Origin of the sequence: Ferrovibrio sp. (assembly GCF_002796975.1) — a bacterium.
Lineage (GTDB): Bacteria > Pseudomonadota > Alphaproteobacteria > Ferrovibrionales > Ferrovibrionaceae > Ferrovibrio.
This window is the reverse complement of the sequence record NZ_PEKV01000002.1, coordinates 56,981-71,404: the sequence shown is the minus strand read 5'-3', so window position 1 is coordinate 71,404 and position 14,424 is coordinate 56,981. Positions and strand designations below refer to the sequence as shown.

Below are 14,424 nucleotides of genomic sequence, written 5' to 3'. Positions count from 1 at the left end.
GTTCGACGCGGCTTGAAAAGAACATTAAGAGAACATATATGACTGTGGGCCGGCAATACGGCCCGACCGGCGGCGCGAATTCAAACGAACGCCAACGAAGCGAAACGAACACTTACGAACACGGGCGAAGCGTTACGAAGCGGTCTGAACGTCGGACGGCTGGGCGCAACCGCTGGCCGGCCAAGACAGCTTCCTGTGGGTAACTAGTTGTTCGGGCTGACTTTCGCGTTAACTGACCGGAGTCGGCGGCTTGTCGTGCCGGCGATCCTGTCCCATCCTGCCTTGACTGGCGTTTTCTGCCGCGGAGCCCTCTGATGATCGACCTGTATTACTGGCCCACCCCGAACGGCCACAAGATCACCCTGTTTCTGGAAGAGGCAGGTATTCCCTACACGATCAAACCGGTGGCGATCGGCAAGGGTGAGCAGTTCAAGCCGGAATTCCTGGCGATCAGTCCGAACAACCGCATGCCGGCCATCGTCGACAGCGAACCGGCGGATGGCGGCAAGGCGATCAGCGTGTTCGAGAGCGGCGCGATCCTGCTGTATCTCGCCGACAAGTACAAAAAGTTCATCCCGCAGGATCTGCGCGGCCGCGTCGCCTGCACCGAGTGGGTGATGTGGCAGATGGGCGGGCTGGGGCCGATGTGCGGCCAGAACCATCACTTCACCCAGTATGCGCCCGAGAAGATCGACTATGCGATCAATCGTTACGTGAACGAGACCAACCGTCTCTACGGTGTGCTGAACAAGCGGCTGGAAGGCCGCAGCTTCATCTGCGGCGACGACTACACCATCGCCGACATGATGAGCTATCCCTGGATCGTACCCCATGAGCGCCAGGGCCAGAAACTGGAAGACTTCCCGAACCTGAAACGCTGGTTCGACAGCATCTGGGCCCGGCCTGCCACCAAGGTGGCCTATGAGAAGGGCAAGGCCATCAACCAGGGCATTCCCGTGATGACGGACGAGGCCAAGAAAGTGCTGTTCGGCCAGACCGCCGGTGTGGTGAAGGGGTAATGATCACCCTATGTGTCATGCCCGGGCTTGACCCGGGCATCCACGAATTTCTTTGCTGCATCTATTAAGACGTGGATGGCCGGAACAAGTCCGACCATGACACATAAAAAAGGCCCAGATGACGATCAACATCCACATCGCGGAAACTGACGACCAGATCGCCGCCTGTTTCCCGGTCATGCAAGATCTGCGGCCGCATCTGAAGGATGTCGCCGAGCTGGTGTCGCGCGTGCGTCTGCAGCAGAAGGAAGGCTATGTCCTGGCCTATTCCGTCGGCGCCGATGGCAAGCCGGCCGGTTGCATGGGATTTCGCCGGCAGAACCGGCTGGTGCATGGCCCGGTGATTTATGTCGACGATCTGGTCACGCTCGGCAACCAGCGCTCCGGCGGTCATGGCGCGGCATTGCTCGACTGGCTGGAAGCGCTTGCGAAGCGCGAAGGGTTCAGGGCGGTCGATCTCGACAGCGGCACGCAGCGCACCGACGCCCATCGTTTCTACCTGCGCCAACGCTTTGCCATCACAGCTTTCCATTTTCTGAAAAGGATCTGACCCGTGATCGATCTCTATACCTGGGGCACGCCGAATGGTCGCAAGGCTTCCATCATGCTGGAGGAAACCGGCCTGAAGTATCAGGCTTTCCCGATCAACATCTCGAAGGATGAGCAGTTCGCGCCGGACTTCCTGAAGGTGAATCCGAACAACAAGATTCCGGCCATCGTCGACCAGGAGCCGCCAGCTGCTTATGGCAAGGAGCCGGTCAGCGTCTTTGAATCCGGCGCGATCCTGATCTATCTCGCGGAGAAGAGTGGCAAGCTGTTGCCGACAGATGCGAAGGCGCGCATGCAGGCGCTGCAATGGCTGATGTGGCAGATGGGCGGCTTCGGCCCGATGCCCGGCCAGCTGCATCACTTCGGCCGTTTTGCCAAGGAGAAAATCCCTTACGCCATCGAGCGCTTCACCACAGAGACGGCGCGCCTCTACAAGGTCCTGGATGGCCAGCTGGCGAAGAACGAGTTCGTCTCCGGCAAGGATTATACCATTGCCGATATCGCGATCCTGCCCTGGGCCGCACGCTGGGAGTGGCATAGCATCGACTGGGCGACCTATCCGAATGTGAAGCGCTGGTTCGATGCCGTGATGGCCCGGCCGGGCGTGCAGCGCGGCTTCGAGGTGCCGTAAAGGAAGTAAAGATGGGGCGGCGACTCGCAATCTGGTTTGATTACGCCAGTCCTTATTCCTACCTGGCAGTTTCGCGTATTGCCGCCCTACGCGATGTGATATTGCCCGAGGCTACAATTGAATGGCAGCCCTTCCTTCTGGGGCCCATTTTTATGAAGCGTGCGAGTGGCGCCGGCGCATTCCAGGATGTGTCGCCGGCCGAGCGGCAGTATCGGTGGCGCGATCTGGAGCGCCTTTGCGCGCTGTACAGCCTGCCGTGGCAAAAGCCGCGGCGCTATCCGCCGCGTGGCCTATTGGCCGCCAGAGTGACGCTCGTCGCGCTGCGACAAGGATGGGGTGAGGCCTGCATCAGGGCAATCTATCGCGCGGGCTTCGCCGATGACCGTGACATTGCCGACCCCACCGTCCTCGGGGCCGTGATTGCGGATCTGGGGCAAAAGCCGGACGAGATTCTTTCCGCGGCACAGAACGAATCTGTAAAGGCGCAATTGCGGACCCAGGTTGACGCAGCTATGGCATCGGGCATTTTTGGCGCACCGAGCCTTGTCGTGGATGGCGAGATATTTTGGGGAAATGATCGCTTGGAGCAGGGGCTCGCATGGGCTCGCCAGGTATGGATGTGAGTGGCATGACATGACGAAGGCTGATGTTCTTTCCAATGCATCCGTGCAACGCGTGCGTGAGGCTCTGCGTCTGCGCGGTGTCGAAGGCGAGCGTGTGATCGCGCTGGACGGCGCCGCGCGCACGGCGGCCGAGGCTGCCGCTGCGCTCGGCTGCGAGGTGGGCGCCATCGTCAAGTCGCTGGTGTTTTCCTATCCGGGCCAGAGCGGCGAAAAGCAGGCCGTGATGGCGCTGGTGGCCGGCGACCGGCAGTGCAATGTCGAGATGCTGGGACGGGCGCTCGGTCTGGGCGTAACGCCAGGGCGGGCAGATGCCGATCTGGTACGGCGGGCAACCGGTTTTGCCATCGGCGGCGTCGCTCCGCTTGGGCATCCGGAGCAGTTGCCCATTGCCATCGACGGCAGCCTGGCACGCTTCCCGCTGCTGCATGCCGCAGCCGGGCATCCGCACAGCGTATTTCCGTTGACTTACGATGAGTTACTGGAGTGGACGGGCGGCCTGGCAGCCCCCGATTTGACAAAGGGGTAGGCGTTGACAGCCCTTGCCTCGGGCCTTAGAAGGGGCGCCGCATACACTGTGTAAATACCCACTCGATTGCGGAGGGGTGGCCGAGTGGCTGAAGGCAGTGGTTTGCTAAATCACCGTACGATGTCAAGTCGTACCGCGGGTTCGAATCCCGCCCCCTCCGCCACTTACTTCTTCTTTTTCCCCGAGCCAGCGTCCGGCGCGGCGACGATGCTGAGCTGCTGCAGGATCGGAATCGTGCGCTGGCGGAAGGCCTCATGGCGCTCCCGCAGATGCGCCAGGTTTTCTTCCGGCGAGGTCAGCGGCTGGCCATTGCGCAGCAGCACTTCATTGCGCGCGGCCAGGCATTCGGCGACGAAGGCGGCGGGATCCAGCTTGCGCTGCCCGGCCAGCAGGAACAGCTGCTCGAACCGGCCGATCTGGTAACCGCCGCCGGTCAGCGGCGAGGCGAGGAACTGCAGGTCGCTGCTGTGGACCGCACGTTCCAGGATTGCTGTGTTGAAAGTTGTTGTCGATTTCGCGCGTTCGGCATCGCCGGCAGCCGGCAGGCAAGGCTGGATGTGGTTCTGGCCGATCAGCACGGTGATCGCTTCCATTGCGGCATTGAAGTTCAGGGCACGCAACGCCTCGTCTTCCACAAGCTGGGCCAGCGTGCGCGGGCCGCGGGCCAGCACTGCAATCAGCGGATCGAAGACCTCAGTGCTGAGGGCCAGCTTGCCAAGCGGCGTCAGCACATTACGCTGGATGGCATCGTCGGGGGTAGTCAGGATGAACCGTGTCGCCAGCAGTCTGGCCGTCCGCTCGCCAGCGTCGAGCGACAGGCGGCCCTTGATATAGAGGTCGCGGCGGAACTGCCGGTTGGTGATGAAATCGCGCATCACTTCGCGATGGTCCGGATTGCCGGTCTCGCGCAGCACGGCCTGTTGCTCGACACTGAAGTTGAAATTCTCGAGATGCTCGAAGACTTCAACGGTCGTTGCGTGCTCCAGCTTGGCGCCGCGCAATTCGCGCGCCACGTCGGTGTGATAGAAAATCGTCCAGTCGCGATTGAAATATTCATGCGCGATATAGGGGCGGGACTGCTTGCGGACACCCTCGAAGCGTTCCTTCAGCATCGGGTTGACGCGCGAATACATGCTGTTGGTGTCGAACAGCGTCTGAATTCTGGTCAGCGCCTGGTCGATGCGCGGCAACAGCGGATCGCTCGGATTGCCCGAAAGCATCGTCATGAGCTGGCGCAGCGGCGCCATGGTGGCCCAGCCGGGATAGCAGTTGTAGCTGATGTAGACGACGCCGCCGATCTTCAGGCGTCTGGCGATGAAGTCGACGATATGGCGACGGTTTTCCTCATTCACCCAGGTGTAGACGCCATGCAGGGTGATGACGTCGAACTGCGGCAGGTCGCGATCGGCGAATTCCTCGAAGGAGTCGTCGTAGAAGCTGACATTCTTCGTGCCTGCCTCGGCGGCCAGCTTGCGGGCATAGCTGATATGGTCCGGGAGGAAGTCGTTGGCGTGGAAATCGGCCTGGGGATGCGCCGCCGCCAGCAGTGCGGTGCTGAAACCATGGCCGCAGCCGAGTTCGCAATAGCTGATCCGGTCAAGGTCGATATTGCCCGGATCGACGCCACGGGAAAGCAGGGCAAAACGGTGTAGGGCCGGGGTTAACTCACGGTAGAAGTCATGCGTATAGCCGACATCGACATAACCTTCCGTCCAATCCGCACCCACACCCGCCTCCTTCTGGCAGGCCGGCATGGTGCTTGCGGGTATGACGCAAGACAAGCCTCGGCCCTGCGCCAACGCGCCACGCCGGGCGCGGTTGACCCCGTCGGGGTGAGGGTAAAATATGGGCTATGAGGAAGTTTATGCTGACACGCCGCGAGGTTCTCGCTGGGGGGGCGGCGGCCATGCTGGTCGTGCCGCATGCCGTAAAAGCCGCGCCGGAAGCGGTGATTCTGACAGCCGGCGTCATTCCCCATACATTGCCAGGCAACGTCGGTCCCTCTGATCTTTGGCTTTACAACCAAACTGTCGCACTGGTGCTCCGCATCCGGCGTCACGAAAAGTTTACCGCCGTCTTCCGCAATCAGCTCACCGAACACAGTGCGATCCACTGGCATGGCGTACGCGTGCCCCATGCCATGGACGGTGTGCCCTATATCACCCAGCCGCCGGTGCAGCCGGGTGACAGCTTTACCTATGAATTCACCCCACCCGATCCGGGTACCTTCTTTTTTCATCCCCATTGCAACACCGTGGAGGCGCTCGGCCGCGGCCTGGCAGGGGTGCTGATCGTGGAAGACCCGCGTGAGCAGGGCCTGTTCGACATTGAGCATGTGCTGGTGCTGAAGGACTGGCGCAGCCGGCATGACGGCAGCTTCGAGGATTTCCTCACCGATGCTGGCGCGGCGCGCTCTGGCACCTTCGGCAACCTGCGGACCGTGAATGGTCAGGCCCTGCCGGTGCTGCAGGTGCCGCCCGGTGCCCGCGTGCGCCTGCGGATCGTCAATATCGATCCAACCCGCATTCCGATGCTGAGCCTGCGTGGCGCCGAGCGTCCGCTGGTGATCGCCACAGACGGCAATGCCTGCGAACCCTTCGCGCTGAATGGCTGGCGGCTGGGTCCGGCGATGCGTGCCGATGTAGCCTTCATTGCACCGGAAAAGGCGGGCGCAGAGATCGTCCTGGAAGATGTGTTCAGCACGCGGCCGCGGTCGCTGGTCAAACTGGTGACGGCGGGGCAGGGAATGCGGTCGACCAAGGCGGTGCTGCGCCTGCCTGCCGCCGAACTGCCGCTGCCCGATCTGAAGGCGGCGACCAAGCTGGATGTGCAGTTGCTGGCCGGCAGCGCTGATCCCAAGCTGGAATCCTGGGCGAAGGAGATGGGTGTCAGCCTGGACGAAATCTGCCTGACGCAGAAGGTCTTCTGGTCGATCAACCGGCAGGTCTGGCCCGGCATGGCGCATGACAAACTGCCGCCACCGCTGTTCGAGCTGAAGAGCGGTCGCAGCTATGTGGCCGAATTGTTCAACGGCACGCCGCACCAGCATCCGATGCACATGCACGGCCATACCTTCCGGGTGCTGTCCTCCTCGGAACGCGACCTTCCGCCGCACTGGGCCGATACCGTGCTGGTGCGGCCCAAGGAGCGTATCCGTATCGCCTTTGTGGCCGGCGAGCCGGGCGACTGGATGTTCCACTGCCACATCATCGAACACCAGGAAACCGGAATGATGGGTTATCTCCGGGTGGCGTAAATACACGTATATGTAGTCAATATTATAAAAAATTCGTCTTTTTGGATTGGACTATATAAGGAACATACAGTATATAAAGAATGTCCATTGCAGGAGGCATTCTATGGCGGCGCGCGGCGGATATTTCGCGATCACTGCAGATCAAAAAGCCAGGCTGATGGCTCTGACCACCGGCGCAGATCGCGCTGAGTATCTGAATGAGATTTTTGACGAAGTGCCATATCAGGATCTCGACAAGGCCTGGTACACGATCCATCGCGCACTGGCGAATTATCCGTCTGACCCTTATGGCCTGAGCGATGAGATGGATGCTCAGTATGCCAGTTATCCGCTAAAGCTCGCGATCTATGGCGGGCAGGACATCAACGTTGACGGTGATGATGGATGGATTCTTCGCCTGATCGAGCCGCATCAGATCGCTGACCTGGTCCAGGCAATGGAAGGGTTGGATGAGGAGAGTCTCAAGCAGAAATACTGGGCTTCTAATAGCCTGGAGAGTCACTGCGAATACGGCGAGGACGATCTGGAATACACGCTCGGCTATTTTGAAGAAGCCCGGGATTTTCTCAAGCAGATGGCCGGCACAGGACGAACGGTGATTTTTCTCGCCGATCAGTAACTTCAAACATTAAGCGGAATTAATCCGGCGTTCAGGTGCGCTGAAGCGGCGGCTTCCTATGTTGCAGGGGTGAGTTTCCCCTGCCCAAGGAGCAATCCGATGAAAACCACTTCCCGTCTGAAACGTGCTGTCATTGCCGTGCTGCTGGCCAGCACCGTGCTGTCCGGTGGCGGCGGCTATCTCGCCGCCCGCGCTTATGCAGCGAGCGATGCGCCAATCACCATCACGCCGGCCGAACAACCGATGACGGCGGCAAGGCAGTCCTTTGCCGANNCAGCGCCAGCAGCAGATGCAGCCCGACTCACTGGAGGACTTCTTCCGCCAGTTCATGGAGCAGGGGCAACGCAAGCGCGGTCCGCAGCATGCGCTGGGCTCGGGTTTCATCATCGATGCCTCGGGCTATATCGTCACCAACAATCATGTGGTGGAAGATGCGGCCAAGATCGTGGTGACGCTGGAGGACGGCAGTGAACATCCTGCCGTGGTGAAGGGCCGCGATCCGAAGACCGATGTGGCGCTGCTGAAAATCGAGAGCAAGACGCCGCTGCCCTATGTGGCCTTCGGTGACTCCGACAAAGCGCGGATCGGCGACTGGGTGATCGCAGTCGGCAATCCCTTCGGCCTCGGCGGCAGCGTTTCGGCCGGTATCCTGTCGGCACGCGGTCGCAATCTGAACAGCGGCCCTTACGACAACTTCCTGCAGATCGACGCGCCGATCAATCCGGGCAATTCCGGTGGGCCTATCTTCGATGCGACCGGCCGGGTGATCGGTATTTCGACGGCGATCTATTCGCCGAGCGGGGGCAGCGTCGGTATCGGCTTCGGCGTGCCATCCAATCTTGCGGAGAGGATCGCCGCTCAGCTCCGGGATGCCGGCAAAGTCGAGCGCGGGTGGCTCGGCGTGAGCATGCAGCCGATGACCGACAGTCTTGCCAAGGCGGTCGGCCGCAAGTCTGCGGACGGCGTGCTGGTGAACGAAGTGATGGCCGACGGTCCGGCAGCCAAGGCCGGCCTGAAGCAGGGCGACGTCGTGGTGGCGATAAACGGCCAGGCAATCCACGATCCACGCGATCTCGCCACCCAGGTGGCTGGGCTGAAGTCTGGCGACAGCGCCAAGTTCGGCATCTGGCGCGATGGGCACGAGCGCAATCTGACGGTGACCATCGGCAGCCAGCCGACCGACCAGACCGCGGCGCTGAATGATGCCGCGGGCGAGGAAGGCAAGGTGGGGCTCAGCCTGGCGCCGCTGACGCCCGAACTACGCAATCGCTTCGGCCTGGAGGCCGGTGCGAAAGGCGCCGTGGTGGCCGAGGTGGCATCCGACAGTAAAGCCGAGGAAAGTGGCGTGCAGCCCGGCGACGTGATCGTTGGCGTGGCTGGCAAATCGGTCGCCAATCCGGGGCAGGCGGTCGATGCCATCAAGTCGGCGCAGCATGCGAAAAAGGAAGCCATTACGCTGCTGGTCATGCGCAATGGCACGACCTATTATCTCGCTCTGCACCTCGTCTGATCCAACATTGGCCAGGGCGGTACCACCGCTCTGGCTGATCTTCCAGCGATCCATGAAGATCCTCCTCGTCGAAGACAACCAGCAGGTCGCGCAGTTCGTCCGCAAGGGGCTCGCCGAAGCGGGCCATACTGTCGACCATGCCGATAACGGACGCGATGGCCTGTTCATGGCCAGCAGCGAAAGCTACGACGCGCTGATCCTGGATCGCATGCTGCCGGGCGGCGTGGACGGGCTCGGCATCATCGAGGCGCTGCGCCGTACCGGCAATACCACGCCGATCATGATCCTCAGCGCGCTCGGCGATGTCGATGAACGCATTCGTGGGCTCAAGGCCGGCGGCGACGATTATCTGACCAAACCTTTCGCTTTCGGTGAATTGGAAGCTCGGCTGACCGCCCTGACCAGACGCGGCCAGTCTGCCAGCCAGGACACGACGTTGAAGGTTGGCGATCTGACGCTCGATATCCTCAGCCGTAAAGCCATGCGCGACGGCAAGGCCATTACGCTCAAGCCGCGTGAATACAAGCTGCTTGAGTATCTGATGCGGCATGGCGGTCAGGTGGTGACGCGCACCATGCTGCTGGAGAATGTCTGGGATTATCATTTCGATCCGCAGACCAATGTGATCGATGTGCATATCAGCAATCTGCGCCAGAAGATCGATGCCGGTTTCGACCGGCCGCTGCTGCATACCGTACGTGGCGCCGGCTACCGGCTTGGCGATGCCTAGATTTCTCCGCTCCACGGCCTCGCGGCTGGCGCTGGTGTTTGCCGGCCTGTTCATGGTGGCCGCGATACTGCTGGCTGCGCTGCTCTGGTGGAATACCACTGGCTATCTGGATCGCGAGACTGATGCGGTGATCGCGGCTGATACGCGCGCGATTGGTGATCGCCTGGGTGATTTCGGCCTGGCAGGCGCCGTGCAGACGATGAACGAGCGTATCGCCGCGGATGCCGATAACCGCGCCATTTATCTATTGACAGATCCTCGCCTGCGACCGCTCGGCGGCAATGTCGATGCCTGGCCGTTGAAGGTCGGGCCGCAACCCGGCTGGTACGAGGTTGAACTGGTGCATCGCGACCGGCTGCATGTCGTCCGGCTGCTGCACGTGGCGCTGCCGGGTAATTTCCAGTTGCTGGTCGGCCGCGACGTGCAGGACCGCGTGGAGATGCGCAATCTGTTCCTGCGCGGCCTGGCCTGGGCCGGGCTGGCGGCGCTGGCCATCGCCTTCTTCGGCGCCTGGCTGATCCGCCGCGCAGTGCAGCATCGCATCGAGGGGATCAATCGCACGGCGCTGGCCATCGTGCAGGGCGATCTGGCCCGCCGCGTGCCCTTGCGCGGAACCGATGATGAATTCGACCAGCTGGTCGCCACGATCAACCGGATGCTGGACCAAATCCAGCAATTGATCGAGGGCGTGCGCAACGTCTCGAATGCCATTGCGCATGATCTGCGCACGCCACTGGCCGAAACGCGGGCGCGATTGGAAGGCCTGCTGCGTCAGCCCGCGGGAACCGGAACTTCACTCGACGGCATCGCGGCCGCCATCGCCGATATCGACCGGCTGATCGGTGTGTTCAATGCGTTGCTGCGGCTGGCCGAACTGGATACCGGCCTGCGTCGGGCCGGTTTCGCGCAGGTCGACGTCCCGGCGCTGGTGGAAGACGCAGCCGAGCTATACGGACCGTCGGCGGAGGCCAAGGGCCTCAGCCTGGTATGCCATGCCGATGCCGGTCTCAGCATAAATGGCGACCGGCAACTGCTGGCGCAGGCGATCGGCAACCTGCTCGACAATGCGGTGAAATACACGCCGTCCGGCGGCAGCATCCAATTGCGGGGTGAGGCCGGCGGCGATGGCTGGATCCTGCTCAGTGTGGCCGATACCGGCCCGGGCATCCCCGAGGGTGAGCGGGCCAGAGTCGTCCAGCGCTTCTACCGCGGCGATGCCAGCCGCCACGCTGAGGGCGTCGGGCTGGGGCTCAGCCTGGTCGAGGCCGTGGCCCGGCTGCATGGCGGCGGCCTGCAATTGGATGCCAACAATCCCGGCTTACGTGCGGTCTTGGCACTGCCGGCCAAGGCTTGATAGGATCGGGTCATGGCACAGGATCACGACCATCATCACCACGATCATGCTCACGGGCATCACCACGATCATGCTCACGGCACCGTCCTGAGCGATGTCGAGCTGCGTGTCCGCGCACTGGAAAGTGTGCTGGTCGAGAAGGGCTATGTCGATCCGGCCGCGCTCGACCTGCTGATCGAAACCTACGAAACCAAGGTGGGGCCGCATAATGGCGCTCATGTCGTCGCCAAGGCCTGGAGCGATCCGGCCTATCGCGACTGGTTGCTGAAAGATGCCTCGACTGCGATCCAGTCGCTCGGCTATGTCGGCCGGCAGGGCGAGCATATGGTGGCAGTCGAGAACACGCCGGCGACCCATAACATGGTCGTCTGCACGCTGTGCTCCTGCTATCCGTGGCCGGTGCTGGGCCTGCCGCCGGTCTGGTACAAGTCGGCGCCGTATCGCTCGCGCGTGGTGATGGATCCGCGCGGCGTGCTGCAGGATTTCGGTGTCACGCTGCCTGAAGGCAAGCAGATCAAGGTCTGGGACTCGACCGCCGAGGTGCGCTACCTCGTGCTGCCGGAACGGCCGAAGGGGACTGAGGGCTGGAGCGAGGAAAAGCTGGCGACCCTGGTGACGCGCGACAGCATGATTGGCACCGGGCTGGCGAAGGTGCCGTCGTGAACGGCGGCGCCGATATGGGCGGCATGATGGGCTTCGGCCCGGTGCGCCATGAAGGCGAGCATGAGCCGAAATTCCATGCCGAATGGGAAAAGCGCGTGCTGGCAATGACGCTCGCGGTGGGTGCGACCGGGCAGTGGAATATCGATATGTCGCGTTCGGCACGTGAAAGCCTGCCGCCGCCGCAATACTACGCCAAGACCTATTACCAGATCTGGCTCGCCGGCATCGAGAAGCTGATGATCGACCGCGGCATGATCTCCGCCGAAGAGATCGAAGCCGGCCGCGTGCTGGCGCCGCCAAAGCCGTTGCCGCGCATCCTGAAGGTCGAGAATGTGCCGACCGTGCTGGCCAAGGGCGGACCGACCGAACGCGAGAGCGATCAGCCAGCGCGTTTCAAGGCCGGTGACCGGGTGCGGGCGAAGAACATCCATCCGACCGGTCATACCCGCCTGCCGCGCTATGTGCGCGGCCATGTCGGTACTGTCGAACTGCTGCATGGCGTGCATGTCTTCCCTGACAGCAATGCCAAGGGGCAAGGCGAGCAGCCGCAATGGCTCTATACCGTGCGCTTCGAGGGGCGCGAACTCTGGGGGCCTGAGGCCGATCCGACGCTGTCGGTGTCGGTCGACGCCTGGGACAGCTATCTGGATCCCGCGTGAGCAGCCTGAAGGATATCCTGCCTGAGTTGCCCTGCGACGATACCGCTGCACCGGTATTTCGCGCGCCCTGGGAAGCGCAGGCCTTCGCCATGGCGGTGAGCCTGCATCAGAAGGGCCTGTTCACCTGGACCGAATGGGCAGCGGCACTGACCGCTGAGATCAGGGCCGCGCAGGCGGCCGGCGATCCCGATACCGGTGCAACCTATTATCACCACTGGCTGCGCGCGCTGGAGCGTCTGGCAGTGGAGAAGGGGGCCGCGACGTCGGCGGCCTTGCAGGACAAGGCCGCGGCCTGGGATCGCGCCGCACGTGCCACGCCGCACGGCCAGCCGATCACACTTCCATAAACCTACAGGGCTTCGGGCGCTGCCACGCCGAGCTGGTCGGCCCAAGGGCGCAGGCTCGGCATGATCTCTGGATGCAGCGCCAGGCCTTCGGCCTGCTGCTGAGCGCGTAACTTGAGCCCACGCTCGCCCGGCATGCGCACCGGCGGATTGCCGGGTTTGACCGGCGCCGTGCGGCAGGCGTCCGCGAGCCACTCGGTCTCTTTGGTGAATGCCTCGGCACCGCCAAAGGCCGCTGGATCGATCACCTGCACGAAGACGCGCGCGCCCCATTGCTTGGAGCCGTCGGCGCGGCCCGACCCGGCCAGGCCGGAGGTCAGCATCTCGACCAGCAGGCCGAGCGCGAAACCCTTGTGGCCGAGATCCATGCCGCCGAGTGGCAGCACTGCGCCGGGCGGCGTCGTCGTGAAACTGGCGGGATCGTCGGTGGCATTGCCCTTGTTGTCGACCAGCCAGGGTCCACCGAGCTTGCCACCGGTACGATTGAGGCGTGCCACCATACCGTTGGTGGTGGTCGAGGCGCTGATGTCGAAGATCACCGGTGTAGTTTTGGTCGGCCAGCCGCCGGCGATGGGGTTGGGCGTGTAGCGGCCGACGATGGCGCCGAACGGTGCTACCGAGCCGCTATGCGGATCGGAGCTGGCGATCAGCAGCGCCATGCCGCGCTCAATCACGCGCAGCGGATAGGCTGCGAGGCAGGCGATATGGTGCGAATGGTTGATCACCACCGTGCCGGTGCCATAGGTCTTGGCGCGTGTGATCGCGTTTTCGATGGCTTTCAGCACCAGCCAGGGGCCGGGCAGGTAATGGCCGTTCCAGGTCAGCACGGCGGGCCGCTCGGCGATGATCGTCGGCTCGCCATCCTTGCCCATACGCCCGGCTTCCAGTTCGGCGAGATATGGTCCGAGCAGCTGCAGGCCATGCGTGCTGTGGCCCATCAGGTCGCCTTCGACCAGGATCGCGGCAGTGGCGCGCGCCTTTTCGACATCCAGCCCGCCCTTCCGCAGCAGGTCGATGGCGAAGGTGACAAGATCGGTGGCGGCAAAGCGTTCGGTCATGACCTGTCCAGACAGTACGAATCAAAAACGGCGCGCCATTGTACTCAGGCGCGCCGTCGATGGGAAAGCTATGATCTCAGCCGAGCGCGTTCTGCACCGCGCGCTTGGCGACGACGCCAACCAGATGCGCGCGGTATTCGCCGCTGCCATGGATGTCGTTGTTCATCCTGGCCGGATCGGTCCTGATGCCCTTCAGCGCATCGGGGCTGAAGGATTTCGACAGCGCCGCTTCCATTTCCTTGTGGCGGAACACGCAGGGGCCGGCGCCGGTGACGGCGACGCGCACGCCATCGGCGGTCTCAGCCACAAAGACACCGACCATGGCATAGCGCGAAGCGGGGTTGCGGAACTTCTCATAGCCGGCGCGCTTTGGCACCGGGAACTCGATCCTGGTGATGATCTCGCTCTCTTCCAGCGCGGTCTCGAACAGGCCGGTGAAGAAGCTGTCGGCGGCGATCTTGCGCTTGGTGGTATGCATCGTGGCATTCAGTCCGAGCACGGCGGAAGGATAGTCTGCCGCCGGGTCGTTGTTGGCGACCGAGCCGCCCATCGTGCCCATGTTGCGCACGGCGGGATCGCCGATCAGGCCGGCGAGATTGGCCAGCGCCGGTATGGCTTTCCTGATGTCGGCCGAGGTGGCGACGGCGCCATGCTTGGTGATCGCTCCGATGCTGACGATGCCGCCCGAAACGCTGATGCCGCTCAGTTCAGCAATGCCGGTGAGATCCACGAGGTCGGAGGGTGAAGCAAGGCGGTTCTTCAGGGTCGGCAGCAGGGTCTGGCCGCCGGCGATGAACTTGCCGTCGCTGGCATCGCCGAGCAGCTTGGCGGCATCGGCCAGCGATTTCGGACGGTGATAGTTGAACGCATACATGGTGGCTTC

At 62.7% G+C, this 14,424-nt stretch carries 16 protein-coding genes and 1 tRNA gene; 14 read left to right on the top strand and 3 right to left on the bottom strand.

Annotated elements, in window-relative coordinates:
• Positions 1–314: 314 nt before the first annotated feature.
• The 6 genes from CTR53_RS01015 (at position 315) to CTR53_RS00990 (ending at position 3,511) form a co-directional block, all read left to right on the top strand.
• Positions 315–1,019, top strand: a complete 705-nt coding sequence (locus CTR53_RS01015) for a glutathione binding-like protein (RefSeq protein WP_290808511.1) — start codon at positions 315–317, stop codon at positions 1,017–1,019.
• Between the two features lie 118 nt (positions 1,020–1,137).
• On the top strand, positions 1,138–1,569 hold the full coding sequence (locus CTR53_RS01010; RefSeq protein ID WP_290808508.1) for a GNAT family N-acetyltransferase: 432 nt from the start codon (positions 1,138–1,140) through the stop codon (positions 1,567–1,569).
• A 3-nt stretch (positions 1,570–1,572) separates the two neighbouring features.
• Positions 1,573–2,199 carry a glutathione binding-like protein gene (locus tag CTR53_RS01005; protein ID WP_290808505.1) on the top strand — a complete coding sequence of 209 codons (627 nt, stop codon included), beginning with the start codon at positions 1,573–1,575 and terminating at the stop codon, positions 2,197–2,199.
• 11 nt (positions 2,200–2,210) lie between these two features.
• Positions 2,211–2,822 carry a 2-hydroxychromene-2-carboxylate isomerase gene (locus tag CTR53_RS01000; protein ID WP_290808503.1) on the top strand — a complete coding sequence of 204 codons (612 nt, stop codon included), beginning with the start codon at positions 2,211–2,213 and terminating at the stop codon, positions 2,820–2,822.
• A gap of 10 nt (positions 2,823–2,832) precedes the next feature.
• Entirely contained in the window at positions 2,833–3,348 is a 516-nt protein-coding gene (locus tag CTR53_RS00995) for a YbaK/EbsC family protein (protein ID WP_290808499.1), read from the top strand.
• 70 nt (positions 3,349–3,418) lie between these two features.
• Positions 3,419–3,511, top strand: a tRNA-Ser gene (locus CTR53_RS00990).
• 1 nt (position 3,512) lies between these two features.
• On the opposite strand, the gene CTR53_RS00985 is transcribed toward CTR53_RS00990, so the two are convergent.
• On the bottom strand, positions 3,513–5,075 hold the full coding sequence (locus CTR53_RS00985; protein ID WP_290808496.1) for a class I SAM-dependent methyltransferase: 1,563 nt from the start codon (positions 5,073–5,075) through the stop codon (positions 3,513–3,515).
• 137 nt (positions 5,076–5,212) lie between these two features.
• Between CTR53_RS00985 and CTR53_RS00980 the strand changes: the two genes are divergently transcribed.
• The 8 genes from CTR53_RS00980 to CTR53_RS00945 all read left to right on the top strand — a co-directional run bounded on the left by CTR53_RS00980 (position 5,213) and on the right by CTR53_RS00945 (position 12,486).
• Complete coding sequence (locus CTR53_RS00980; RefSeq protein WP_290808494.1) at positions 5,213–6,604, top strand: multicopper oxidase family protein; 1,392 nt, start codon at positions 5,213–5,215, stop codon at positions 6,602–6,604.
• 103 nt (positions 6,605–6,707) lie between these two features.
• Complete coding sequence (locus CTR53_RS00975; protein ID WP_290808492.1) at positions 6,708–7,223, top strand: DUF1877 family protein; 516 nt, start codon at positions 6,708–6,710, stop codon at positions 7,221–7,223.
• Between the two features lie 265 nt (positions 7,224–7,488).
• Entirely contained in the window at positions 7,489–8,733 is a 1,245-nt protein-coding gene (locus tag CTR53_RS00970) for a Do family serine endopeptidase (RefSeq protein ID WP_290808489.1), read from the top strand.
• Positions 8,734–8,785: 52 nt separating this feature from the next.
• Entirely contained in the window at positions 8,786–9,463 is a 678-nt protein-coding gene (locus CTR53_RS00965) for a response regulator transcription factor (RefSeq protein ID WP_290808486.1), read from the top strand.
• On the top strand, positions 9,456–10,817 hold the full coding sequence (locus CTR53_RS00960) for a HAMP domain-containing sensor histidine kinase (protein ID WP_290808483.1): 1,362 nt from the start codon (positions 9,456–9,458) through the stop codon (positions 10,815–10,817). The genes CTR53_RS00965 and CTR53_RS00960 overlap by 8 nt, the downstream gene beginning before the upstream one ends.
• A gap of 12 nt (positions 10,818–10,829) precedes the next feature.
• Positions 10,830–11,480: a nitrile hydratase subunit alpha gene (nthA, locus tag CTR53_RS00955; RefSeq protein ID WP_290808480.1), complete on the top strand. Its 651-nt coding sequence runs from the start codon at positions 10,830–10,832 to the stop codon at positions 11,478–11,480.
• A complete protein-coding gene (gene nthB / locus CTR53_RS00950; RefSeq protein ID WP_290808477.1) occupies positions 11,477–12,139 on the top strand; it encodes a nitrile hydratase subunit beta in 663 nt (220 codons plus the stop codon). The genes nthA and nthB overlap by 4 nt, the downstream gene beginning before the upstream one ends.
• Complete coding sequence (locus CTR53_RS00945; RefSeq protein ID WP_290808474.1) at positions 12,136–12,486, top strand: nitrile hydratase accessory protein; 351 nt, start codon at positions 12,136–12,138, stop codon at positions 12,484–12,486. Before nthB ends, CTR53_RS00945 begins: the two co-directional genes overlap by 4 nt.
• A gap of 2 nt (positions 12,487–12,488) precedes the next feature.
• On the opposite strand, the gene CTR53_RS00940 is transcribed toward CTR53_RS00945, so the two are convergent.
• Entirely contained in the window at positions 12,489–13,541 is a 1,053-nt protein-coding gene (locus tag CTR53_RS00940; protein WP_290808471.1) for an Ldh family oxidoreductase, read from the bottom strand.
• Between the two features lie 76 nt (positions 13,542–13,617).
• Positions 13,618–14,415 (bottom strand): xanthine dehydrogenase family protein subunit M, encoded by a 798-nt coding sequence (locus CTR53_RS00935; protein WP_290808468.1) that lies wholly within the window; start codon positions 14,413–14,415, stop codon positions 13,618–13,620.
• Between the last annotated feature and the right edge of the window lie 9 nt (positions 14,416–14,424).

Bases quoted from the DNA above. Each gene is read 5' to 3' on its own strand.
- CTR53_RS01015 (WP_290808511.1), top strand. From the start codon at position 315: ATGATCGACCTGTATTACTGGCCCACCCCGAACGGCCACAAGATCACC.
- CTR53_RS01010 (WP_290808508.1), top strand. From the start codon at position 1,138: ATGACGATCAACATCCACATCGCGGAAACTGACGACCAGATCGCCGCC.
- CTR53_RS01000 (WP_290808503.1), top strand. From the start codon at position 2,211: ATGGGGCGGCGACTCGCAATCTGGTTTGATTACGCCAGTCCTTATTCC.
- CTR53_RS00995 (WP_290808499.1), top strand. From the start codon at position 2,833: ATGACGAAGGCTGATGTTCTTTCCAATGCATCCGTGCAACGCGTGCGT.
- CTR53_RS00980 (WP_290808494.1), top strand. From the start codon at position 5,213: ATGCTGACACGCCGCGAGGTTCTCGCTGGGGGGGCGGCGGCCATGCTG.
- CTR53_RS00975 (WP_290808492.1), top strand. From the start codon at position 6,708: ATGGCGGCGCGCGGCGGATATTTCGCGATCACTGCAGATCAAAAAGCC.
- CTR53_RS00965 (WP_290808486.1), top strand. From the start codon at position 8,786: ATGAAGATCCTCCTCGTCGAAGACAACCAGCAGGTCGCGCAGTTCGTC.
- CTR53_RS00960 (WP_290808483.1), top strand. From the start codon at position 9,456: ATGCCTAGATTTCTCCGCTCCACGGCCTCGCGGCTGGCGCTGGTGTTT.
- nthA (WP_290808480.1), top strand. From the start codon at position 10,830: ATGGCACAGGATCACGACCATCATCACCACGATCATGCTCACGGGCAT.
- CTR53_RS00940 (WP_290808471.1), bottom strand. From the start codon at position 13,541: ATGACCGAACGCTTTGCCGCCACCGATCTTGTCACCTTCGCCATCGAC.
- CTR53_RS00935 (WP_290808468.1), bottom strand. From the start codon at position 14,415: ATGTATGCGTTCAACTATCACCGTCCGAAATCGCTGGCCGATGCCGCC.